This window comes from Shewanella putrefaciens (assembly GCF_016406325.1).
Taxonomy (GTDB): Bacteria; Pseudomonadota; Gammaproteobacteria; order Enterobacterales; family Shewanellaceae; genus Shewanella; species Shewanella putrefaciens.
This window is the reverse complement of sequence record NZ_CP066370.1, coordinates 1,538,433-1,559,833: the sequence shown is the minus strand read 5'-3', so window position 1 is coordinate 1,559,833 and position 21,401 is coordinate 1,538,433. Positions and strand designations below refer to the sequence as shown.

The 21,401-nt window shown below is 44.5% G+C and carries 19 protein-coding genes; 7 read left to right on the top strand and 12 right to left on the bottom strand.

What is annotated here, in order from left to right; genetic code table 11:
- The first annotated feature begins 28 nt into the window (after positions 1 to 28).
- The 6 genes from JEZ96_RS06945 to JEZ96_RS06920 all read left to right on the top strand — a co-directional run bounded on the left by JEZ96_RS06945 (position 29) and on the right by JEZ96_RS06920 (position 3,940).
- Positions 29 to 346 carry a hypothetical protein gene (locus JEZ96_RS06945; RefSeq protein ID WP_025007496.1) on the top strand — a complete coding sequence of 106 codons (318 nt, stop codon included), beginning with the start codon at positions 29 to 31 and terminating at the stop codon, positions 344 to 346.
- A gap of 57 nt (positions 347 to 403) precedes the next feature.
- Entirely contained in the window at positions 404 to 919 is a 516-nt protein-coding gene (locus tag JEZ96_RS06940) for a ClbS/DfsB family four-helix bundle protein (protein WP_011789919.1), read from the top strand.
- 30 nt (positions 920 to 949) lie between these two features.
- Positions 950 to 1,606, top strand: a complete 657-nt coding sequence (locus JEZ96_RS06935) for a Vat family streptogramin A O-acetyltransferase (RefSeq protein ID WP_025007495.1) — start codon at positions 950 to 952, stop codon at positions 1,604 to 1,606.
- A 188-nt stretch (positions 1,607 to 1,794) separates the two neighbouring features.
- Positions 1,795 to 2,631, top strand: coding sequence for an AraC family transcriptional regulator (locus JEZ96_RS06930; RefSeq protein ID WP_061782726.1), 837 nt, complete (start codon positions 1,795 to 1,797; stop codon positions 2,629 to 2,631).
- A gap of 128 nt (positions 2,632 to 2,759) precedes the next feature.
- Positions 2,760 to 3,641 (top strand): AzlC family ABC transporter permease, encoded by an 882-nt coding sequence (locus JEZ96_RS06925; protein WP_061782727.1) that lies wholly within the window; start codon positions 2,760 to 2,762, stop codon positions 3,639 to 3,641.
- A complete protein-coding gene (locus JEZ96_RS06920) occupies positions 3,638 to 3,940 on the top strand; it encodes an AzlD domain-containing protein (RefSeq protein WP_025007493.1) in 303 nt (100 codons plus the stop codon). Before JEZ96_RS06925 ends, JEZ96_RS06920 begins: the two co-directional genes overlap by 4 nt.
- On the opposite strand, the gene JEZ96_RS06915 is transcribed toward JEZ96_RS06920, so the two are convergent.
- The 8 genes from JEZ96_RS06915 to JEZ96_RS06880 form a co-directional block, all read right to left on the bottom strand.
- Entirely contained in the window at positions 3,920 to 4,597 is a 678-nt protein-coding gene (locus tag JEZ96_RS06915; protein ID WP_025007492.1) for a helix-turn-helix transcriptional regulator, read from the bottom strand. The two genes, JEZ96_RS06920 and JEZ96_RS06915, sit on opposite strands and share 21 nt — an antisense overlap.
- Positions 4,598 to 4,649: 52 nt before the next feature.
- Complete coding sequence (locus JEZ96_RS06910; protein ID WP_025007491.1) at positions 4,650 to 5,099, bottom strand: GyrI-like domain-containing protein; 450 nt, start codon at positions 5,097 to 5,099, stop codon at positions 4,650 to 4,652.
- A 101-nt stretch (positions 5,100 to 5,200) separates the two neighbouring features.
- On the bottom strand, positions 5,201 to 5,584 hold the full coding sequence (locus JEZ96_RS06905; RefSeq protein ID WP_011919047.1) for a VOC family protein: 384 nt from the start codon (positions 5,582 to 5,584) through the stop codon (positions 5,201 to 5,203).
- Between the two features lie 174 nt (positions 5,585 to 5,758).
- Positions 5,759 to 7,480 (bottom strand): phospho-sugar mutase, encoded by a 1,722-nt coding sequence (locus JEZ96_RS06900; RefSeq protein WP_025007490.1) that lies wholly within the window; start codon positions 7,478 to 7,480, stop codon positions 5,759 to 5,761.
- A 172-nt stretch (positions 7,481 to 7,652) separates the two neighbouring features.
- Positions 7,653 to 11,210: an ABC transporter permease/M1 family aminopeptidase gene (locus tag JEZ96_RS06895; protein WP_198779870.1), complete on the bottom strand. Its 3,558-nt coding sequence runs from the start codon at positions 11,208 to 11,210 to the stop codon at positions 7,653 to 7,655.
- A 12-nt stretch (positions 11,211 to 11,222) separates the two neighbouring features.
- Positions 11,223 to 12,101: an ABC transporter ATP-binding protein gene (locus JEZ96_RS06890; protein ID WP_025007489.1), complete on the bottom strand. Its 879-nt coding sequence runs from the start codon at positions 12,099 to 12,101 to the stop codon at positions 11,223 to 11,225.
- 488 nt (positions 12,102 to 12,589) lie between these two features.
- Complete coding sequence (locus JEZ96_RS06885) at positions 12,590 to 13,576, bottom strand: TerC family protein (RefSeq protein ID WP_014610266.1); 987 nt, start codon at positions 13,574 to 13,576, stop codon at positions 12,590 to 12,592.
- Between the two features lie 239 nt (positions 13,577 to 13,815).
- Positions 13,816 to 14,064, bottom strand: a complete 249-nt coding sequence (locus JEZ96_RS06880; protein ID WP_011919042.1) for a DUF3624 domain-containing protein — start codon at positions 14,062 to 14,064, stop codon at positions 13,816 to 13,818.
- A 319-nt stretch (positions 14,065 to 14,383) separates the two neighbouring features.
- Between JEZ96_RS06880 and JEZ96_RS06875 the strand changes: the two genes are divergently transcribed.
- A complete protein-coding gene (locus JEZ96_RS06875; protein WP_025007488.1) occupies positions 14,384 to 16,135 on the top strand; it encodes a GSCFA domain-containing protein in 1,752 nt (583 codons plus the stop codon).
- A 39-nt stretch (positions 16,136 to 16,174) separates the two neighbouring features.
- On the opposite strand, the gene oleD is transcribed toward JEZ96_RS06875, so the two are convergent.
- From oleD to JEZ96_RS06855, 4 genes are all read right to left on the bottom strand, one after another.
- Entirely contained in the window at positions 16,175 to 17,302 is a 1,128-nt protein-coding gene (gene oleD, locus JEZ96_RS06870; protein ID WP_061782731.1) for a 2-alkyl-3-oxoalkanoate reductase, read from the bottom strand.
- 52 nt (positions 17,303 to 17,354) lie between these two features.
- On the bottom strand, positions 17,355 to 19,196 hold the full coding sequence (oleC, locus tag JEZ96_RS06865) for an olefin beta-lactone synthetase (RefSeq protein WP_061782732.1): 1,842 nt from the start codon (positions 19,194 to 19,196) through the stop codon (positions 17,355 to 17,357).
- Complete coding sequence (locus JEZ96_RS06860) at positions 19,196 to 20,107, bottom strand: alpha/beta fold hydrolase (RefSeq protein WP_011789932.1); 912 nt, start codon at positions 20,105 to 20,107, stop codon at positions 19,196 to 19,198. The genes oleC and JEZ96_RS06860 overlap by 1 nt, the downstream gene beginning before the upstream one ends.
- 96 nt (positions 20,108 to 20,203) lie before the next feature.
- Positions 20,204 to 21,253, bottom strand: a complete 1,050-nt coding sequence (locus JEZ96_RS06855) for a 3-oxoacyl-ACP synthase III (RefSeq protein WP_011789933.1) — start codon at positions 21,251 to 21,253, stop codon at positions 20,204 to 20,206.
- Positions 21,254 to 21,401 lie beyond the last annotated feature (148 nt).

The window sequence follows — 21,401 nt, the reverse complement described above, 5'->3', positions numbered from 1 at the left end:
ACAAGCTCTAAACAACATAGGAACTAAGATGCTTTATATGCGAAAAATCCTTCTCCCTGTGATCATGCTAAGCCTAGGCGCATTGCCTCTATATGCTCCAGCACAGGACACCAGCGCGTTATGGGGTAAAAAGTACACTGAGGTGAAATCAAGTTTATTAGCTGCTGGCTGGGTATTAGCGCCCGTAGCAGAAGATGAAACGCCAATGACAGAAGATTACCCTGAAATAACCTGTGGTAACGGCGCGATGGCAATTTGCTCTGTCGGCTTTAAGCGAGACAATAGTACACTTGCCTTAGTGGTTGAATCTATTGAACAAGAGCTTATTGTGACAGGTGAATACTAAATAGCCCAATAGATGATGTTAAACTCAGCCTAAGCATCTAATGTAGACGAGGTAGTGATGTCATCTGTACCCCAATCAAAACAAGAGCTTGAATCGGCTATTCACTCAGTTTTCCCCAAATTGATGGCAGACTATCGTTCAATCCCAGCCCAAATGTCCCGTGTGTGCAGTATAGAAGGAAACATCAAAGGTACACAAATTAGTGTAAGTGATACAGTCGCTTACCTTATTGGTTGGGGTAACTTAGTGCTCAAGTGGTACGAGTTAACATCGCAAGCACTCCCCGTTGATTTTCCCGATACGGGTTATAAATGGAATCAACTGGGATTATTAGCAGAGCGATTTCACCGAGAATATAGCCAATGGCAATATACTGATTTACTTAATGAATATGAACTGACAATGAAAAAGCTGTCAACGCTGATTGCTAGCCTCAGTGATCAGCAGTTATATGGAGTAACTTGGTACGATAAATGGACTCTGGGCCGTATGATCCAATTCAATACTTACTCCCCGATGAAGAATATGCGTACCAAAGTCAGACGATTCAAAAAAGATAATGCGTTAGCATAGCAAGCGAGTCTTTTAAGCACGGAGGTATTCATGCCAAGTCCCCACTCTCACCCGCGGTTAGGCCCAAACCCCAACGATAAAGCGCCGATGAAAGGCTTTCCTCAGGTTGGTTTTCTTAAAAATTTTATTACTCGCGAGAACATTATTGTCGGTGATTACACTTATTATGACGATCCAGCAGGGCCTGAGAGATTCGAGTCGAATGTGCTTTATCACTTTGACTTTATTGGCGATAAACTGAATATCGGTAAATTCTGTGCCATTGCGAAAGACGTGAAATTCATTATGAATGTCGCCAATCATCAAGTGTCTGGCTTCTCCACCTACCCTTTTTATATCTTCGGCAATGGCTGGGAGAAAGCGGCGCCCAAGCCCGAAGATTTACCTTTTAAGGGCGACACCTGTATCGGTAACGACGTGTGGATTGGTTATAACGCCACTATCATGCCTGGGGTGAAAATTGGCCACGGCGCCATTGTTGCCAGTCAATCCGTAGTGACAAAAGATGTACCGCCCTACGCAGTGGTTGGCGGTAATCCTGCCACAGTGATCAAGTTGAGATTCGAGCAAACTGTGATAGATGGGCTTGTTGCCATCGCTTGGTGGGATTGGCCGATAGAAAAAATCACTCAACACCTTGAGGCTATCGCGGGTGCAGAACTCACAACATTACAGCAGGCAACCTAAATAACGCCTATCGCGAGCAAGACTGAACAAAAAATCTCAAGCGACAAGCATTAAGCAACAAACATAAAAAACCGTCATTAAACGCAAACAAAATCCAATATGCGCAATTTTGTACAAAAGCACTGAGGGTTTCTGGGTTACTATCAGGCACAACCCGCCCATTCATACACTAAACACGGAGGCCTAGTGTGAACACAGAACATGCGGCCTACCAGATTGCCGATGAATTAGGTGGCCTCGAGTTACTCAATGCCCACTACCATAAACAAAACTTTAGTCGGCACACCCACGAAGGTTACACCGTCGGGGTGATTGAAACGGGGGCGCAGCGTTTTTATCGCACGGGTGGCAACCATGTGGCGCCAAAGCACAGCATCATTCTCGTTAACGCCGACGAAGTCCATAATGGCTGTAGCGCCACAGAGGGCGGTTGGTCCTATCGTGCCATGTATCCAGTACCCGCACAGTTTGCCAATATTAACAGTGATCTAGCATCAAACCGTGGTGCGCCCTATTTCCCAGAGCCCGTAGTGTACGATCCTGAATTAGCCGAATTACTGCGCTTCACCTTTACGACTTTAGATTCATCGGACAATCGCTTACTGCGCGAAAGCTTGGTCTATTCAAGCTTGACACAGTTGATGACACGCCATGGCAAGAATCACCCAAGCGATGACCTCGCTGTAATCGCGAAGCCTGCGTTAGCACTGGTGAAATCCTTTATCGACGATCATCCTGCGGCCGACATCTCCCTTGAAGATCTGGCAACACTCGCGGGATTAAGCCCCTATTATTTGCTGAAGCAATTTCAGCGTTATTACGGCTTACCACCCCATGCTTACCAAATTCAGGCCAGAGTAAGACTCGCCAAAGGAAAAATCAAACAAGGCACACGACTGCTCGATGTCGCCCTCGATTGTGGTTTTCACGATCAAAGTCACTTGAATCGACATTTTAAAAAGACAGTCGGTGTTACGCCAGGGCAATTTGCCAAAGAAATAGGCCGCAATATTATCCAAGCCTAAACAACCACTTTAGGTTAATCTACCATGCTCATTCTTGCTTTCTCCTCGATTAACTAAGCAAGCAACCTTATCCAAGTATTCATTGTTTAATAGCGACCCTCGCGTCGCCGCTATTTTTAGGAGCCAAAGTGACCACCGACAAGCTTATAGAACCTGATGTTTATCCTGTGCATCCATCGAAATCCAAGGCATTTTTAAAAGGCACCTTGGCCATGATGCCGCTGACAATAGCAGTGGTTCCTTGGGGAATTTTAGCGGGCTCCTTCGCCATTGAGGTTGGGTTAACGCCCATTGAGAGCCAAGCCATGTCGGCGATTATCTTTGCGGGCGCTGCTCAATTAGTGGCACTAGGCATGGTGAAAGCTGGTATTGGTCTGTGGAGTATCTTAATTACGACGTTACTCATCACCTCACGCCATCTGTTATATGCAATGGCGATGCGCAGTCAAATCAGTCCGTTGCCGTTAAAGTGGCGCCTAACATTGGGCTTTTTGCTCACAGATGAACTATTTGCCATCGCCAATCAAGGCAAGTTGCATAAGTTCGACCCTTGGTACGCCCTTGGCGGCGGCTTAAGTTTCTATATCGGTTGGAACATCGCGACCCTACTTGGCATAGTGGCGGGCAATGCTATCGAGAATTTAGGTGAGTTGGGATTAGATTTTGCCATCGCAGCCACCTTTATCGCTCTGGTCGTTCCTACCATAAAAAAGCCATCGATTCTCGTCTGTGTATTAGTGTCGCTCACCCTAGCAGTGGTATGCGCCGTTTTTAAAATTCAAGCGGGACTGCTCATTGCCGCCATTGCGGGAATGACGGCAGGTGTACTTTACGCCAAAGTGACCAAAGAAACGGAACGCGTAGAACAATCCGTAAGTCAGTTAGCAAGCACACAGGCCAAAACAGAAATGGATACAGAAGCTGGGACTGACATTAAGACAAAAACTGAGGCGAATACTGGTAATGAAAGTCTGACTGAGACAAAAACACTGTCAGGAGAAAAAGCATGATTTGGTTAATGATCTTTTCAATGGCGGCGGTTGTGTTTATCAGTCGTCATTTACTACTTGAGCCTAAACTACCACTGCGATTAAGTAAGGGCACCCAAACCTTTTTAAGTTACTCGGCCCCTGCGGTACTCACTGCAATCTTTGCGCCCATAGTATTTGTGCAAGAAGGAACGCTCGATCTCAGCCTAGAGAACAGCTACCTCATCTGCGCCATAGTCGCTACAGTGTTGGCGCTCGTCACCCGTAATACCTTGCTGACCACAGTGCTAAGTATGGGACTATTCTTCTTTATCCATTAGGCAAATATAATCTTCAAGCTCTTGCCCGAGTGTGAGATCAAAATGACGGTTTAACCGCACAAGGCCTGTGATGCGATCGACCCTGAAATTACGAAAATCAGCACGTAGCTCACACCATGTCAGTAAGGTCCAAGTACCACGCCAAAAATAGATGGCGAGCGGCCTAACTTCCCGCTCGGTAACATCCAGTTTGACATCTTGATAGAAGAGTTTGACGTATTCGCGGCGCTGAGCCGCATTACGCAAGGGATCGAGGAATTGAAACTCATTGGAATCGAGGTAAAAATCCGGTGAAAACATTAAGGATTGGTAGGCTTGTAATCGTTTAGGCAACACAGCTTCGACTTTAATCATCGCCTGCCGAGCGGCACTACCGAGTTCTTTGCCGCCCCAAGTTTGCACCATACGCATGCCAACTTGAATCGCCTCCAATTCGGCTTCGTTAAACATCAAGGGCGGAACATTCACCTCGTGGCGCAACAAATAGCCGACCCCCGCCTCTCCTTCAATAGGAATGCCGCTTAAACACAAATCCTGCACATCACGGTAAACCGTGCGCGTGGACACCTCTAACCGTTCAGCCAACTCTTGGGCTGTGGTCAGGCGTTTATGTTTGAGAATTTGCACTATTTGAAATAGGCGGTCAGCGCGGCGCATTAGTTCTGATTTAATCCTTTAATTCACTCTTAAATGTTTTTTACAATTTGAATCATAAAATCCCGATATAGATCTCAACCTCAGTAGCACTAAGATAGACTTCAAAATCCGTTTGATAACGCCGCTGATGCAAACATTCAGCCGCGCTAAAATAACCCCACACTTGCCCCCAAAGATCGATAACACACTGGGGCATATCACCCTGAGCGGTGAATTTTAGGTACTTGCCCGCGTTAAGCTCCAATGGCATAAAATGACTTGTATCAACAGGGGCATCAATTGCCTTACCCACCAGCACAGAAAACTCGCCATTCATGTCTGACTCATAATCATAATACACGCCATACATGGGCGAATTGAGCATAGCGGTGAGCTGGGATGATTCAAAAAAGGCTTGCCACAGACCGCCTATTTTCGCGCTATCGGCGGACATTTCAGCCCTATTGCTCGTGCGGGTACTGAGTCCAAGTAAGGGTCGAGCATCAATATAAACCACATCCATCTTTGTTTCTTCCATAGAAATCTAAACCCATGCTTTAGTTAATTGCGTGATTTTAGCGTCATGGCATAAGGCCACGACGCTAATACATTAATCACTCGAGACTACTTATCCTTAGACCACAGACCCACTTTATTGCCTTCACTATCGGCAAATAACGCAATGTAACCGCACTCTCCATCATTAATCGGTGTCACTGGCAGCAAAATATTCACATTGGCGGCAGCGAGTTTATCCACTAAAGGTTGCAAATGGGTGCTGAAATGCAAATACACAGTGCTGCCCTGCATTGACGGCTGGCTCATACTGCACTTGACTAGCCCTATGCTCGCCGCACTCGCATCCTCAGTGACTATGGTCGCATATTCCATGTCTTCCATATCGTCACGTTTAAACTCGACCCCAAAATGCTGCTGATAAAAAGCAACAGCACGGTTCATGTCACTGACAGGAATTTCACCCCAAACTAACGGTGCAATAGATAACATTTTCACTTTCTCCTTGTTGAAAAAATATCAATGATTCAAAACCTTATTCGTACAATTCGGGACAGAATCATTAACGGGCGACAACAAACATAAAACAAGGCTACTGACAGCATGATGTCAGTAGCCTTTAAATAAAAGTGAATTTTGGCGTTTTAACTTAACCAGCTACCAAAATTATTTTGGCAAACTGGCTTGGTGAGCATGAATAAAATCATCCATGGCTTTGCTCGCCCTCGCTTGGGCGCTAGCTAAGGTATCTATATCAACCATAGTTTCTACCACTTCGTAGTAGCACTTAATTTTAGGTTCAGTGCCAGATGGTCTGACGATCACCCGAGCCCCGCCCGCTAAGCAGTAAGTCAATACATCGCTCGGTGGTAAGTCGATTTTCTCAACACTGCCATCGGCAAAACGACGCTCAAGTGCCTTTAAATCATCGGTTGAGAGCACATCTAACTCACCAATCTTAACCGGTGGATGCTCGCGCAAATAGGCGCCAATATTGGGCGTGTCAGGTTTTAGCGCAATGCTCACCTGCACATTGAGATGGAACCCATGCTCACGGTAAATTTGCTCGAGTCTGTCCCAAATCGTTTGCCCCTTCGCCACCAGCTCGGCAGTTAATTGGGCAAATGCCACCAGCGCCGACAAGCCATCTTTATCCCACACCATACTGCCCACCGTATAGCCAAGGGCTTCTTCATAGGCAAACAGGAATTGATCCTCAGGGGACGTTTTCGCGATACCCACATTCATCAACCACTTAAAGCCGGTGAGCGTGGTAAAGCTTTGCGTGCCAAACCCTTGAGCAATTTTAGATAACAGGCTCGATGACACTATCGTTGTGCCCGTAAGTCGTTGATTATCTTTAGCGTGAGATAGCAAGTAATGCCCAAAGAGCACACCGACTTGATCGCCCGTCAGCATCTGATACTCGCCATCATCACGACGCACTGCAACCGCAAAACGGTCGGCATCGGGATCGTTAGCACAGGCGAGCATAGCGCCGTGTTTTTTCGCCTCGGCAATCACTAAATCCATCGCCCCCTTTTCTTCAGGGTTTGGGAAGTTCACCGTCGGGAAATCGCCATCGGGTTCACGCTGGGAGGCAACCGAATACACTTGGGTGAAACCAGCATCTTTCAATACCGTTTCAGCCATTTCGGCACCCACGCCGTGCATGGCGGTATAGGCTAAACTCACCTTTTCAGGAGCGGTATGGTTTTGCAGCACCTCTGCTTGCTGCACGCCATGACGATAGCTTTGGTAAAAATCGTCCTGCAGGAGTATCAACTTACCTTGTTTTACCGCGTCATCATGCTCTAAAAACGGAATCGCTTGATTCGCTGCACGCTCAATTTGCGCGGCAATACCAGAATCGTGGGGTGGAATAATCTGCGCGCCATTCTCCCAATAGACTTTATAGCCATTGTATTGCGGCGGGTTATGACTCGCGGTCACCACAATGCCCGCTGCCGCATTAAAATGTTTTACCCCAAAGGCCACCAGCGGCGTTGGCGCTACTTTGGACGTTAAGCGCACCTTAATCCCCATAGCGGTGAGCACACTCGCCGCATCATGGGCAAAATTAAATGAATCGTGGCGGCCATCATAACCAATCACCACGCCACGCTCGGCGGCATCTTTAATCTGATCAAGTAGATAAGCACCAAGACCAGCAGAGGTTTGGCGGATCACCAAACGGTTCATCCCCATAGGCCCAGCGCCGACGACACCACGTAATCCTGCGGTGCCAAATTCCAAACGACCCGCAAAGCGCGCCGCGAGTTCGGCTTCATTGCCACTATCAATTAGGGTTTGTAACTGGGCTTGAGTGCGAGGGTCTGGATCATTTTCAAGCCAATGGTTTACCTGTAACTGCAGATGGGTATTCATATCACACCTCATTGAAAATCATTTGCAATCACCTTAGGAAAAAGCACGTAGAAGAACAAGCTAATTTGCATTAATTTCAAAATGAGCCAAGGGTATTGCCATAAAAAACGCACTATCTAACAGGTCATGCCAGATAGTGCGTTGGTTTTAACAAACTGGTTTCAAAACGGATTTAGAGTTTAAAGATATTATCCTTCGTATCTCTGTCGATGAGCTTCACAAAGGGATCGACCCCCACATAACTGGGTTTTTCAGCCAAAGTGATCGTCAGCTTGTTTTCACCACTCACCAGCCTATGCTTCTCAATCAATAATACCTGTTTGTCATCCTTTAGCTTATCGGGATCGGCACTAAAGGCACCGATGTCGATGATGGCATCTAAAGGTTGTTCGGTTTCTTCACCTTTACCACTCGCGACTTTGCGACTGGCATAAATGCTCAAGTCAACTTGCGTCTTACCATCAGGCAGAGTGGTCATGACCGCATTGGTTAACCTGAAGTCGTAGAGTGTGATGTCATTAAAAGACTCATCGATAAAGCGAGCTTGCGCTTCATCTGTGCCTTGCTCAAGGTAACTCACTAAATCCAATGTGGTTGGGAAAGGATCGTTACGATACTGATAACGTGCTAAGAATGCCTTCAAATTAGCGTTAAGTTTCTCTTCACCCAACACATCTTTAATGGCCATCATCACCACTGAGCCTTTCTGATAATGAATGTACTGCTGATTTTCACTGCGCAGCAAAGGCATTTCTTTGATGGATTCAGATGAACGGCCACGTAAATATCTATCTAATTCATATTTCAAGAATTTACGGATCACTTTATCGCCGTACTTTTTCTCCAGCACCATCAGCGCCGAATATTGCGACAAGCTTTCGGATATCACAGCACTGCCCTGCACATCCGCAGCGCCCACTTGGTGTCCCCACCATTGATGCGCCACTTCATGGGCTGTGACGTAATACACAGGATCGATATTATCCTCATTGCGTAAATCAGTAATAAAACCAATACGCTCTGAGTAAGGCACTGTATTAGCAAAACTTTGTGCAAAACTACGGTAACCCGGAAACTCCATAATTCGCATTTGCTTATGCTGATAAGGCCCAAATGCTTGTGTGTAGTAATCGATAGAATCTTTAACCGACTCTATCATGCGCGCAACGTTCCAAGGATGCTCCGCATGGTAGTAAACCTCAACCGCAACACCATTGTGCTCAGTTTTTTCCACCTGATAACGGCCCGAAATAATGGCGTAGAAATTCACCATAGGGCTATCCATCGAATAATGGAAATACTCACGCCCATCCTGCTGCCACTGTTTTTGCAAATACCCTGGCGCTAATGCAATTTGATCTGCACTTGTCGAAATAGTGGCTTCAAACTGAATGAAATCACCATCGACACCAAAGAAGTTTTGCGTGTAGTAACGGCTGTCTTCAAGCTTGTTCGCTCGAGCTTTTTCGGCTAAATCGCGCTTTTGGCGCTCGTGGCGATCCATAAGCTCATAGCCATCTTGATAACCAAAGAGCGGCAATAGTTCGAAGTTGTTGATGAAGGTGCCATTTTCAACCACTGACATATCAAAGCCAGCTTCAGCAATACCCACTGACTCACGTACTAATTGGATATCCCCTTGCACCACTTGCCCCGGCTGAACAGGCGTCGTAAAGGTCAGCCAAGTATTACGATAGCGGCTATCAAACTCACCTAAGTTAGCATTAGGAATATTGATTTTTACCGCTTCGGCCTGAGTGTGCTCTGGCAACTGCACTAACATCTTTTCGATTGGTTTATCCGACTTGTTTTGCCATTCGAACATCACCTTAGCGACAATTTTTCGCTCTTCAGGGAAAATATCGATATTCGCATTGACCTTAGTAGTCACTAAAATTGGCATGCCTTGGTATTGTTTAAAGGCCTTCTCATAATCGGCTTGCAGATCAGTGGTTTCATCTTGGGTTAAATAATGATTCAACACTTTGGTCTGGTAGAACAAATAACTGCCCATGCCCAAAAACACCACCAAAGCAACGCTCACAATGGCTTTTCCACTAAAACCAAGCTGATAACCCAGTAATCCCATACGGGTTTTAAGGCTCTGCTGCGGTCCGCGGTGATACAAACCATAACCTAAAACAAACAGGATAAGGCTAAAGGCGCCCCAGTAAATCATATAGAGTGCATGGCTTAATAAGCCCCAACCGTAGCCGTTCATATCCGAGTAAATTAAGGTCGGTGATTGCCCAAAGTTATATAGGCTATGGCCAAATCCCCAGCTTGCCATAACAAATGTCGTCAGGTAATAAGCAACAAATAGTCCCATACCTGCGTACTTATTAGGGCTAAGCACTTGCAGGAAAAACGCCAGCACTGCGGTCATCAACAGCGGCAGGAGGTAATAAAATCCGAGTCGAATAAGGTACTGAGCAATCTCAAGATTGGCTTGACCTTTTATCAATTGAAATACAATTGTGGTACACATTGCGAGCACATAGAGCAAAGTCATCACTATGACCACAGACACTAACTTTGAGCCCCAAAAGCTTAAGTTTGATACGGGAACACTATCGACTATATCCCCCATACCTGAGCTGCGTTCACGCCAGACGATTTCTGCACTGTAATAAATCAGCACTATCACCATCAATAGCCCCGTCGCGCCGGCAATGTTATTCACCATATCTTGGGTTAATGGCCAATTAGATGTGCCGTACCAACCAAAATCATCGAACATGGGGCCGACTAAATTGAAAATAGTCAGCACACCTAACACCACAAATGGCGCGGTAAATAGTACTTGCCGTACTTCAAATTTAACCCGCGTCCAAAATTGCTGGCGACCATTAGGCTCAGTTGCCATAGCCAATTGTGCCAAAGGCACTAAGCTAGGAACTTTTCCTGCTTTATCGGATTTTTTCTCACGTTTCTTAGTCAAACTCGGCTGACGGAAAATCCCGGAAATGGCCAGTAATACACAGGCAATTCCAAACCATATCGCCCGGTTTTGCAGCACGAGTCCTGAGAATTCAATTAACTGGCTATTCTTCTCGCTAATGGTCCAGTAACGGGTCACTTCGGCAAAGGTGCGCAGCGCAAAGGGATCAAGCAAAGCAGCAATAGTACGATATTGTGGCTGACTCGCCATTTCGCCCGTCAAGGTATAAAGCACCAACATGGCTACTGCGGTCAGATAGAGCGCCATCAAGGAGCGAAAATGACTTGCCATCGCATAGAATAGAGTCGAGATCAGCAGCAAAGTCGGCATGGCGAGTAAAAAATACGGCACAAGATAATTCGATAACGCAAAAGGTCCAAAACGGCTAGCATCGACCCATGGCATAAAAGAGCCAAGCATTAACCCTATAGGGATAAAGGCAAATACCATCATCACCACAACAAAACTGCCGAGAAATCGACCAAATTGGTATGCAAATGGTGATAGGGGTTTGCTATAAATCAGCTCTTCCATCAAATGCTGATGATTGCGGATAGCCGTGCTACCCACAAAATTCACCACGGCAAACATGGAAATGAGTCCCATGATCAACATGGTTTGGGTAATCCCAAATGGGCTGTTTTTCATCACCTCACCGCCACTACCAATTTGAATATTGTTAGAGACGACTGATAGAAAACTCATTAAAAACAATAGAAAAGAAACAACATAAAAGGATGGCTGACGCAAATAATAACGCCACTCAAACCTAAGCATTGATAACAACATATTGATATCTCCTTAGGCAGCCTGACGGCGGTGGCTGTGTAAGGTAGAAAAATACAGATCTTCAAGCCCAGCAGTCGTAGGGGTAAATCCTTCAGGGCAAGTTTCAGCCATCACATTAAGGACCGTGCGTCCCGCTAATAAACGCTTAGAAATCACAGGTAATTGCGCTTCAAGCTCCTGCGCCTGTGCTTGACTTACAGTCTTAGTCCAAATTTTTTCCGTTAATTCACCCACCAATTGATGTGGATTGCCTTGAAGCAGAATTTTACCCGATGCCAAAACCGCCATATTAGCGCAGAGTTCAGACACATCTTCGACAATGTGAGTCGAGAGGATCACCACTTTTTCCTCGCCTAAACTCACCAGCAAGTTATGGAAACGGTTACGTTCTTCAGGATCGAGACCCGCGGTAGGCTCATCCACAATCAATAATTTAGGATCACCAAGCAATGCCTGAGCAATACCAAAACGCTGACGCATACCGCCAGAGAAACCGCTAACCGCTTTATTTTTATGCTGATAAAGATTGGTGTGAGCCAGTAATCCTTCAACCGCCTCTTTACGCAGTTTGCTTTGATTAATGCCCTTAAGAATAGCTAAATGATCTAAAAGGTCATAGGCGCTAATACGCGGATAAACATTAAAATCCTGCGGTAAATAGCCTAAGGTTTTACGTAGTGCTTGAGGATCGACTAATACGTCAATACCATCAAATACAATGCTGCCGCTGTCGGCACTTTGCAGGGCAGCAATGGTACGCATCAGTGATGACTTGCCAGCGCCATTGGGTCCGAGTAAACCAAACATCCCTTTGGAAATCGTTAAATCAACCCCATCGAGTGCTTTAACACCGTTATCATAGGTTTTAGTGAGATTAGAAATAGTCAGCATGCTTCCCTCTTGCTTCAGTGAGTTCAAAATACCGACAAACTATCACATAAAATTAACCTTTACAGTGGTTATCAAGATATTCATGCACTTACAGAATGCTAGCCAGAAAAATTAGTCATGCATTCTTAATCCATAAAGTAGCAAAATGGTCTTTATTTGAGTCACTTCTTATTGAAATATAATGAAAAAGTAAAAGTATGCTACCAATCCCGATGTGGCGTGCTAAATACAATTAGTTACACAAACCTCAACATTAACGGAATGGTAAAGTGCCATCGAATATGCGCACTTTTAAGTAGATTGCTTATCTGCAGCTTTTGTACTGACAGCGGTCAATGAACAAACGGAGAGTATAATTAAGCATGTGCTAATTTTAAAAATCCTCTTTAAAGCTTAACGATTCACATATTAAGAATACAAAAAAGCCGTTTAGTATGGGCTAAACGGCCGAGACATAATGGCTATTAGATTAGCAACAATAATTCATACTATTTTTCAATTTCTTGCCCACGCGTTTTCCATAGCGAATACAAGACACCAGCGACTAACAGGCCGAAAGTCACGCCAAGAGACACTGCAGTTGGGATAGTAAAGTCCACTATTCCCTCGTGGTTAAAGTACACTAAACCCACTTTCACCCCGATAAACACCAACACCACAGATAGAGCATATTTTAGGTATTCGAAACGATGTACCATGGCTGCTAAAGCAAAGTACAGTGCACGTAAACCAAGAATGGCGAAGATATTTGAGGTGTAAACAATAAAGGGATCTTGAGTAATCGCAAATATTGCCGGGATACTGTCAACTGCAAAGACTAAATCTGCAGTTTCAACCAAGATTAACGCCAAAAATAACGGCGTTGCCCACCATCCTTTACTTAACTGATGATCCTCACCACGCACCCAAAACTTCTCATAGTGCAGGGTTGGCGTAAAGCGCATCTTAGTGCGTAACCATTTGTAAAATTTATTTTCTGCAATATCCCTGTGTTCATCTTTTGAAAACAACATCTTCACGCCAGTGAAAATCAGGAAAACGCCAAACAGCACAAGGACTGCTTGATATTGAGCAACAAGCACAGCACCAAACCCAATCAATATGGCACGCAACACTATTACGCCCATAATTCCCCAGAAGAGCACCCTATGTTGGTATAGGCGTGGAATGCCTAAGCTACTGAAGATTAACGCGATAACAAAGACGTTATCCATAGATAACGATTTTTCAATTAGATAGCCTGTCAGATACTCCATTCCTGCTGTCGGGCTCTTATACCACCAGAGCCAAGCCCCAAACAGTAAACCCATACAGATATAAAAAGCCGATAACTTTAGGCTTTCTGCAACGGTAATTTCATGCTGTTCCTTGTGCAATACCCCCAGGTCAAAGGCTAATAACGCCAGCACAAAACCGAAAAACATTAACCAAACCCAAAGCGGGTAACCCACAAACAGGGTGGTAAAAAACGCCATAAGTCTCCTTAATAAGGTGAGAATACTGCTTTACCTAAAAAGCCCGACAAATAGGTTCTAACATAATGAAATATAGAGAAAAAGCAAAAGCTAAAAGATTAATGTTCATTTAAGATCCCATTTATTCTAATAGGCTCTTAAAAGTATAGGGAAAATAAACAGATAAGAGTAAATAAGAGCGATAAAGAATGTCAGGAGCAAAGCAAAGAGGGTTCAAATGACTTGTTAGTCTCGAAACCTTAGTCTCGAAAATAACGATAAACCAACACCACAAGATGCAACATAAGTAAGCCACTAACAGCACAGCAAAAAAAGAGTAAAGCAATCGAATTGACCTCCAGCGGTGTATCCCAATAGCAATACCACCATAGGGGCCAGCCAATAACAGATAGGCAAGTAAGTTGCCACATACAGCGCTTACAGCGACCTATTTTCTGTTTAAAGATATTTTGTTTTAAATCTGTTTGATCACAGTTTTCACAACTCATGCTATTACCATTCTTAATAACCACTATAAAAAACCAGCAAATTAGCTACACAAAACAGTTACTCTGAATAGTAGATGACCTAAAACAACCTCAAACGCAAACACGTATAAATCCATATATGATTGGTGTAGCATAATTAGGAATATTTATTTATGTGCATATTTAAAATTTTTCAGGTAAGTTAATTTCCATAACAGAGCCATTAGGCTGATGCCGCATCTTGTCGGATAGATTTAAACGCTCTTGGCGCAGGTTAAATTTTAAGCAAACAGATTCTTCTTGCCAATCATTTTTTTGGAAACTTTAAATGGACCACCCGATGAATACACAGTTTCTTACTCCCTACAGTGAACAAGCAGAACAATATTTTTGGAAAACTGGCGTTGCGAAAATTGATTTAGGCAAAGTCCCCTTTCAATCAATTCATAATTTACTCATATCGAAAGACAATAGCAGTATTTCATCTGTAGGTTCATGTTTTGCTCAACATGTGGGTAAATGGATGATTGAGAATAATTATCCATTTAATCGCAGCAAACTCGACAGTCGACAAATATCCAGCTTTGCCTTTGGCAATGTATATACCCCTAGATGCTTTCTTCAATGGTTAACCTTAGACCCTGCCCACTCCCACAGATTTGATATTTTTTACGACAAAAATACAGAACGCTATATCGATTTGTTGAGACCTAACGTTCAGCCTGAAGGGTTTAGCTCAGAAGAAGCATTACGCGAGGCACGAATATCGGCAAAAAGCGAACTATTCGATACGCTAAAAGAAACGAATGTGCTTATTTTTACCCTAGGTTTAACAGAAGCTTGGAAAGATATTGATGATGTTTTCTACCCGAATTGCCCTGGGGTTATTGCCGGTGAGTTCAATGATGAAATATTTACTTTCCATCAGTTTAATTACAATGAAATAAAATCTGACTTATTGCTTATAAAAGATATCATTCAAGGTATCAACCCGCAGATAAAAGTGATATTGACCGTCTCCCCCGTTCCCCTTACAGCAACCGCATCAGATAAACATATCCTTGTTGCTAGCCAATATTCGAAGTCTGTTCTACGTGCTGTCGCGGGTTATTTAGCAGATAATGATGAAATATTCGACTACTTTCCATCATTTGAAATTATCACAGTTAATAATGTTAATGATTTTAGATTTAATGAGAATAGAAGAACGGTCTCAAATAAAGCTGTTGAGTATGTAATGAGCCACTTCAAATCGGCATTTTCTGACAATGAAATCACCCAAGCACAAAATAACTGTGAGCAAAGTCACGAAGAAACAGTTTGTGATGAAGAACGTTTAGAAGCGCTGAATAAATTATCACATAACCCAAATGACACTACAGTGAATCAATTAACTTTACTCGGTGATAGCCATATGGGTAAGTTAGCAAAAGCACTAAAGGAAATGGAGATCCCATTTACGGGTGGCATGGTAATGAACGGCTCAGGATTTGCCCAAGGCAAATTTTCAATATGTGAAACAGAATATTTCGTACCTCTTGAAAACGCCGCCTCACGTCAACTTTTCGCACCGATATTGAAGAATTTACAGGCTCACGAGCAATCTAAATTTGAAAAAAAATCTGTGATTATTTCCAATATTGGCCTACACACACATCAGACTGTTGCTCGTTTTTTTACATGGCTACAAAAACAAGAAGATGCGGACATTAAAAATATTACCTTGAAAAATTATGTTGATTTCTTCCATGAGGACCAATCAAAACAACTGTCTATATTATTAACGATGAAAGAAAGAGGACATACTGTTATCGTTGTTTCTGATCCACCTTTCTGCCGTCACTTCAAAGAATCACAATCAATGACAGGGCTTATATATTCTTATTTTGACGCTATTGAATATATCTGGTCACAGTTCAATATTGTATTTTTTAATGCTGCAAAAATCTTTGATGAGGAAATTAGTACCCCTATGGAGTATGCCTCAGATATTTGCTATCCCGATGGCCAACATGACTGGGTCCATGGAAATTCAATGTATTACAAATGGTTAGCGAATAAATTGTTGCCTATCGTATTTGAAAACACCTAAAAACTGATAGATATGAGGGCTCATCAAGCCCTCATACCCTCACCCTAAAAGTGATGTCCTGAGCCTTGCCATCCCCTCATCAATAGAAACCAGCGCACAATACCCCAAATCACGCTTGGCAGCGCTGATATCAAAATAATGGCTGCAAGATAACTGGCGTGCGACAAAACGCGTCATAAGGGGCTCTTCTTTTTTCTTAAGCAAAAAATACAGGCTTTCCAATGCCGCGCCAGCGATATAGGCCACAGTTCGAGGCACACGTCGAGTAACAGGGGGCAATCCATCACAGGCTAAGATCAGATTGAGCATTTTTACCATAGTAATAGGCTCATCGTTACTCAAAAAATAGGCTTTGCCTTGACACTTTGGTTTAGGTTGGCAAAGTTCTAAGGCGGCGAGTACATGGGCATAGGCAGCATTATCGATATAGATGGTATCGACGAGTTTATCTTCGCGGCCAACCAGTTTTAACTTTCCTAAACGGCCACGTTCCAGTACCCGAGGCACAAGATGGGGATCGCCGGGGCCCCATATCAAATGCGGCCGCAGTGCGACTGTTTTTAACGCATAAGGTGTAATCATTTGAGTTGCATCAGTATGTTCAAGTGGCACTTCACCGAATTGATTAGCATCTAGCATCATTTTTTCGGCAATGGCTTTCGAGTGAGCGTAATAATTAAGGAATGTAGATGCGTAGGGGGTGGACTCATCAATCCCTGACTCATCTTGGCCTGTAAAGGTGACGCTCGGGGTGCTGGTGTAGACTAACTTATTTATTTTTAATGCTTTACAAACAGCAATCACATTAGCAGCGCCCTTCACATTAGGACAAAAATAACTGTCTCGATCGCCCCAAACCCCCGCTTTAGACGCCACATGGAACACGATATCGCAACCCTGCATCGCCTGCTGAAGTTGCTCCTTATTGACGAGATCCCCTTGCTTCATCGCAACACCCAACGCTTCAAGCTCTGGGTAATGCCCACGTGCAAAGCCTGTGACCTTAATGCCTGCCGCTAACAATCTTAAACAAATGGCCTTACCTAAAAACCCCCCAGCTCCCGTCACAAAGGCGTGTTGTACCTTAAGTGCAAGCTGCGTCAGTGCAATTTGCTCCACCGTATGAAATTGGATAAGCGTCGTACTCTTGCTTGGGTCGTTCATCATTGAGGTATCCATTTCAGCACAGGTATTTGAACTTAAAAGTCAGAGTGTTAGATCAGCCTTTCGTCTGGGATTGCGCCCATACGGCTAATTTTTCTCTAAAAATTTTGGCATTGTGCCGTACATCCACGGGGAAATCCGGATGAATCAAAAATCGTTTTATCCCCTGAGTTTGGTGGAATTGCTCAGCAAGCGTAGTAAGCTCTTGATAAAGCTGCTGACTTTTATTACACACCAGTGATGTATCCAGTTCGATACAGATTAACGGTGTGATTTCATTCGCTACTTTCACACCCACTAAAGCAGAGCGTTTCACATTAGGATGCGTATTAAAAATACGCTCACAGGGAATCGAATAATAACGCTTAGCAAACTTCCCTTTATGGGTGGCATCAACTCTGTGAGCTTTACGTCCGCACATCCATAACCGACCTTGGTCATCAAGATAACCCAAATCGCCCATTCTATGTCGAACGCAATTGGCGACAGGATCCCATATCTTAGCCATTGCTGTCGCACTATCGCGTTGATTATCACGTTGGCTATCATATTGATAGTATGATTGGCTCACCATAGGCCCTTGTACTATTATCTCGCCAATTTCACCATTCTTAAGCAGTAAAGCATCATCCCACTCGGGTATAACGGCTTCACTTATGCCGATAATGCCAATAGAGACACCATCAATAGCATGGCCAACACAGATGCCAGCGCCATTATCTGTCATCTCGGTCGTGGCAAATAAAGCATCACTGGCAATCATACTGATGGGCAAAGATTCAGTTGCGCCGTAGGAATTTAATACAGGTACGCCATCACTTAGCATCTTGCTAAAACGAGCAATAGAAGCAATCGTCGCTGGCGCCCCCGCCGAAATAACCCGTTTGACACTCGGCAATGTATGTTGCTTTTGCTCCCCCGCACGGCCTAAACGTTCGAGCAGCGCAGGATTAACAAAAATATTGCTGCATTGATATTGCTCAATCGCGGCAAACAAAAATTCGGGGTTAGCTGTGATGGGTTTACTGGCATCCATTTCGGGCACAATAGATGCCATACCCAACGCCGGACCAAAGAGTGAAAACAGCGGAAACGTTGCTAAATCGCGCTCACCATGGCAAATCCCATAATCGTTTTTTAGCGCTTGAATTTGCGCCTCAAACATTGCATGGCTATAGACAACCCCCTTAGGTGTGCCCGTACTGCCACTGGTGAATAGAATCGCCGCCATTTCATTTGGCTTTAGCAACACCATAGGATATGGCGACTTTTGAGCAGAGGATTGTGCACCAGAGGATTGTGCCGAGGTATTTTGCAATAGCGTCGATAGACTCATAGCGCCAGTAGCCATACAGTTCAATTTTGCAGCGAAGCCTGTTTTGCCACCATCAACATTGAGCAATATCTTTATGGTGCCCTTACCCCAGCCAAATAAGCGCCTTGCAATATGCGCCTTGGGAATACCAATAAAAGCATCGGGCGCAGCCTCAGCAAAGCACTGCTTAAGGTTTTTAATCCCCATGCCAGGATCAACAAGAATGGGGATAATCCCCGCTTTAAACAGCGCAAAGGTTAAGGCAAAAAAATCGAGGCTCGGCGTAACCATCAGCACAGCCTTCATACCGCGGGTAATACCATGGGCATTAAGGGCAAAAGCTATCACATCACTTTGTCGGTCAAGACTGAGAAAATCCAGCTCGCTGTAACGTAAGTTCGCCACAGAAGCGCCCTTCGCGCTTTGTACTGCTACAGCAAGATGATGGGGAATGTCATGGGCAGCTTGTTTAAGATGACGGCAAATATTGGCATCACTGGCTATTGCTGATTGAGACGTGCCAGTTGAAAATGGCGTTTCCGTCACCAAAGGGATCACTTCTTTTTCAAGCAACGTCGACATTAACCTGCAGCCCGTTCAGCGGACGCAGATGCGACTTGTTCATCGGCCATAAAACCTTTTATATGGGCAATCACTTCGTCACTGGCATCTTCCAAAATATAGTGACCGCAATCGGCAAATTCATGCACAGTCGCATGGGGCATGTGCTGGCGCCATTTAGCTAAAAAGTGTTTGTCGAACACAAAATCCTTCAGCCCCCAACAAATCAGGGTCGGCACTTTGGCAAATTTAGGCAAACTTGCTGCGATATCAGAGACTAACTGATAATTTCTATCACCTTCACGCAGCGGAATATCCTGCACAAAGCGCAGAGTAGAAATGCGGTTTGACCAAGAGTTAAACGGCGCAACGTAAGCCTCACGGATATATTTCGCCATTGGCTGACGTTTCACACCAACATAGGATGCGATAGATGAAAAAGCATTAAAACCACGCACTAAAACTGTGCCTAACAAAGTATTACGACAGATCCATAAAGGCCAAGGGAAAGGTTTAGATTCAGGTAAATGGAAGGCCCCAGTATTCAATATCACCAAGCGTTTAATGCGTTCAGGATAACGCGCCGCATAGCCCATACCTATCATGCCGCCCCAATCATGCACAACTAAGGTGATGTTCTCTTTGATATTTAAACTATCGAGCAAGGCTTCGAGATCATCTATACGGCGCTTAAGTGTGTAATCGTAGCCGCTATCATCGGGCTTATCCGACAGACCACAGCCGATATGATCCGGCACTATGCATTGATGAGAATCTTTTAAGGCGCTCACTAAATTGCGGTAATAAAACGACCAGCTTGGATTACCATGAACCATCACCACAGGTTCACCGTGGCCTTCATTGATATAATGCAGCTTGTTACCATTACGGTTAAAAAAATGACGTTGAAAAGGCAACAGAGTGTCTAACATGACGCTTCCTATTTTGGTTCTATTTATGAGAGCGAATTTAGCGAGTCAGTCTTTTATGGGAACGCCGACAATGGCAGTAAAAGACCTAAAGCGCCCCTACCACTTAATGCCTAACATCATGCAATTCAAGCCGCTACCTATACCTAAAAAGCTCACTTGATCGCCCGCTTGTAAAAAACCTTCATCATGGGCCATGGCGGCCGTCACAGGTAAAGACACTGTGCCCATATTGCCAAGCAATTGATAGGTAGGAAATTCTTTTTCGGGTGGAATATTAAGCGCACTCAGCACTTGTTTGCGGTTCGATGCACCCACTTGGTGGCAAATCACTTTATCCACTTGCTCAACCAGCCAATTGCGCTGCTCAAGGAAATGCTCCCAAGTGTGTTTAGCCAGCTCAACACCTTCCTTCAGCAGGGTTACCGCATCGGTACGCATAAACTCACGGTAAAGATTATGCCCCACTTCCTGCAATCCCCACTGACATAATTGATGATGCTCTGGAGCAGATAAATGCGATGCGCCAAGCAGTTGATGTTTACGCACGTTCGTTAGCGGTAAGCTGCCGTCGGTAAGGATAACCGCCACGGCACCAGAGCCTCCCGTGAGGGTCGCCAATGATTGGGCAAAATTCTGCATGGTTGGAGAAGCAAGCATATTATCGATAGTCACATCAACAATATCCCGTGCCGATTCACAGGAAACCACCATACCCGCCTTGATCTGACCCAGTTCAATACGGTTAGCAATGTCTAAAATACCCGATAACACCCCTAAGCAGGCATTACTGATATCGTAAATGGCGGTGTCCTTGGATACACCAAGCTCAGCAGCGATACGACAAGCGGTGGCAGGTTCATGTTGATCGCGACAGACTCCGGTGTACACCACAGCCCCTAAGTCAGCGACATTTATTCCCGTTTCAGCAATGGCTTTACGCGCTGCGTTAATCGCACCATCGGATAATTGGTGTCCTTTAGGCCACCAGCGGCGTTCGGTAATACCTGTCAATGCCGCTAATTGTCCCATAGGAATACGGAACTTTTGATATAAAGGCGCAAGGCGAGACTCTAGCTCGCTACTGGAAACCACTACAGGTGCCAGTTCATAAGCCAGGCTATTAATAAATACGCGGGAATATTTCATGAAACTGTTTTATTCGCTCACTAGAATCACTGACCGAGGGTCAGCTTTCAGTTGTTATTCGTCATTAATGCGACATTTGAACAAGAAAAGCCCGATGATTCAATAAAAAACCATCCTCAGTATAAGACTTGTCTCACAGCGATACGCA

What these genes read in the sequence shown, in the direction of transcription:
- JEZ96_RS06945 (WP_025007496.1), top strand. Translation starts at nt 29, where the DNA reads ATGCTTTATATGCGAAAAATCCTTCTCCCTGTGATCATGCTAAGCCTA.
- JEZ96_RS06940 (WP_011789919.1), top strand. Translation starts at nt 404, where the DNA reads ATGTCATCTGTACCCCAATCAAAACAAGAGCTTGAATCGGCTATTCAC.
- JEZ96_RS06935 (WP_025007495.1), top strand. Translation starts at nt 950, where the DNA reads ATGCCAAGTCCCCACTCTCACCCGCGGTTAGGCCCAAACCCCAACGAT.
- JEZ96_RS06920 (WP_025007493.1), top strand. Translation starts at nt 3,638, where the DNA reads ATGATTTGGTTAATGATCTTTTCAATGGCGGCGGTTGTGTTTATCAGT.
- JEZ96_RS06915 (WP_025007492.1), bottom strand. Translation starts at nt 4,597, where the DNA reads ATGCGCCGCGCTGACCGCCTATTTCAAATAGTGCAAATTCTCAAACAT.
- JEZ96_RS06910 (WP_025007491.1), bottom strand. Translation starts at nt 5,099, where the DNA reads ATGGATGTGGTTTATATTGATGCTCGACCCTTACTTGGACTCAGTACC.
- JEZ96_RS06905 (WP_011919047.1), bottom strand. Translation starts at nt 5,584, where the DNA reads ATGTTATCTATTGCACCGTTAGTTTGGGGTGAAATTCCTGTCAGTGAC.
- JEZ96_RS06900 (WP_025007490.1), bottom strand. Translation starts at nt 7,480, where the DNA reads ATGAATACCCATCTGCAGTTACAGGTAAACCATTGGCTTGAAAATGAT.
- JEZ96_RS06895 (WP_198779870.1), bottom strand. Translation starts at nt 11,210, where the DNA reads ATGTTGTTATCAATGCTTAGGTTTGAGTGGCGTTATTATTTGCGTCAG.
- JEZ96_RS06890 (WP_025007489.1), bottom strand. Translation starts at nt 12,101, where the DNA reads ATGCTGACTATTTCTAATCTCACTAAAACCTATGATAACGGTGTTAAA.
- JEZ96_RS06885 (WP_014610266.1), bottom strand. Translation starts at nt 13,576, where the DNA reads ATGGCGTTTTTTACCACCCTGTTTGTGGGTTACCCGCTTTGGGTTTGG.
- JEZ96_RS06880 (WP_011919042.1), bottom strand. Translation starts at nt 14,064, where the DNA reads ATGAGTTGTGAAAACTGTGATCAAACAGATTTAAAACAAAATATCTTT.
- JEZ96_RS06875 (WP_025007488.1), top strand. Translation starts at nt 14,384, where the DNA reads ATGAATACACAGTTTCTTACTCCCTACAGTGAACAAGCAGAACAATAT.
- oleD (WP_061782731.1), bottom strand. Translation starts at nt 17,302, where the DNA reads ATGATGAACGACCCAAGCAAGAGTACGACGCTTATCCAATTTCATACG.
- oleC (WP_061782732.1), bottom strand. Translation starts at nt 19,196, where the DNA reads ATGTCGACGTTGCTTGAAAAAGAAGTGATCCCTTTGGTGACGGAAACG.
- JEZ96_RS06860 (WP_011789932.1), bottom strand. Translation starts at nt 20,107, where the DNA reads ATGTTAGACACTCTGTTGCCTTTTCAACGTCATTTTTTTAACCGTAAT.
- JEZ96_RS06855 (WP_011789933.1), bottom strand. Translation starts at nt 21,253, where the DNA reads ATGAAATATTCCCGCGTATTTATTAATAGCCTGGCTTATGAACTGGCA.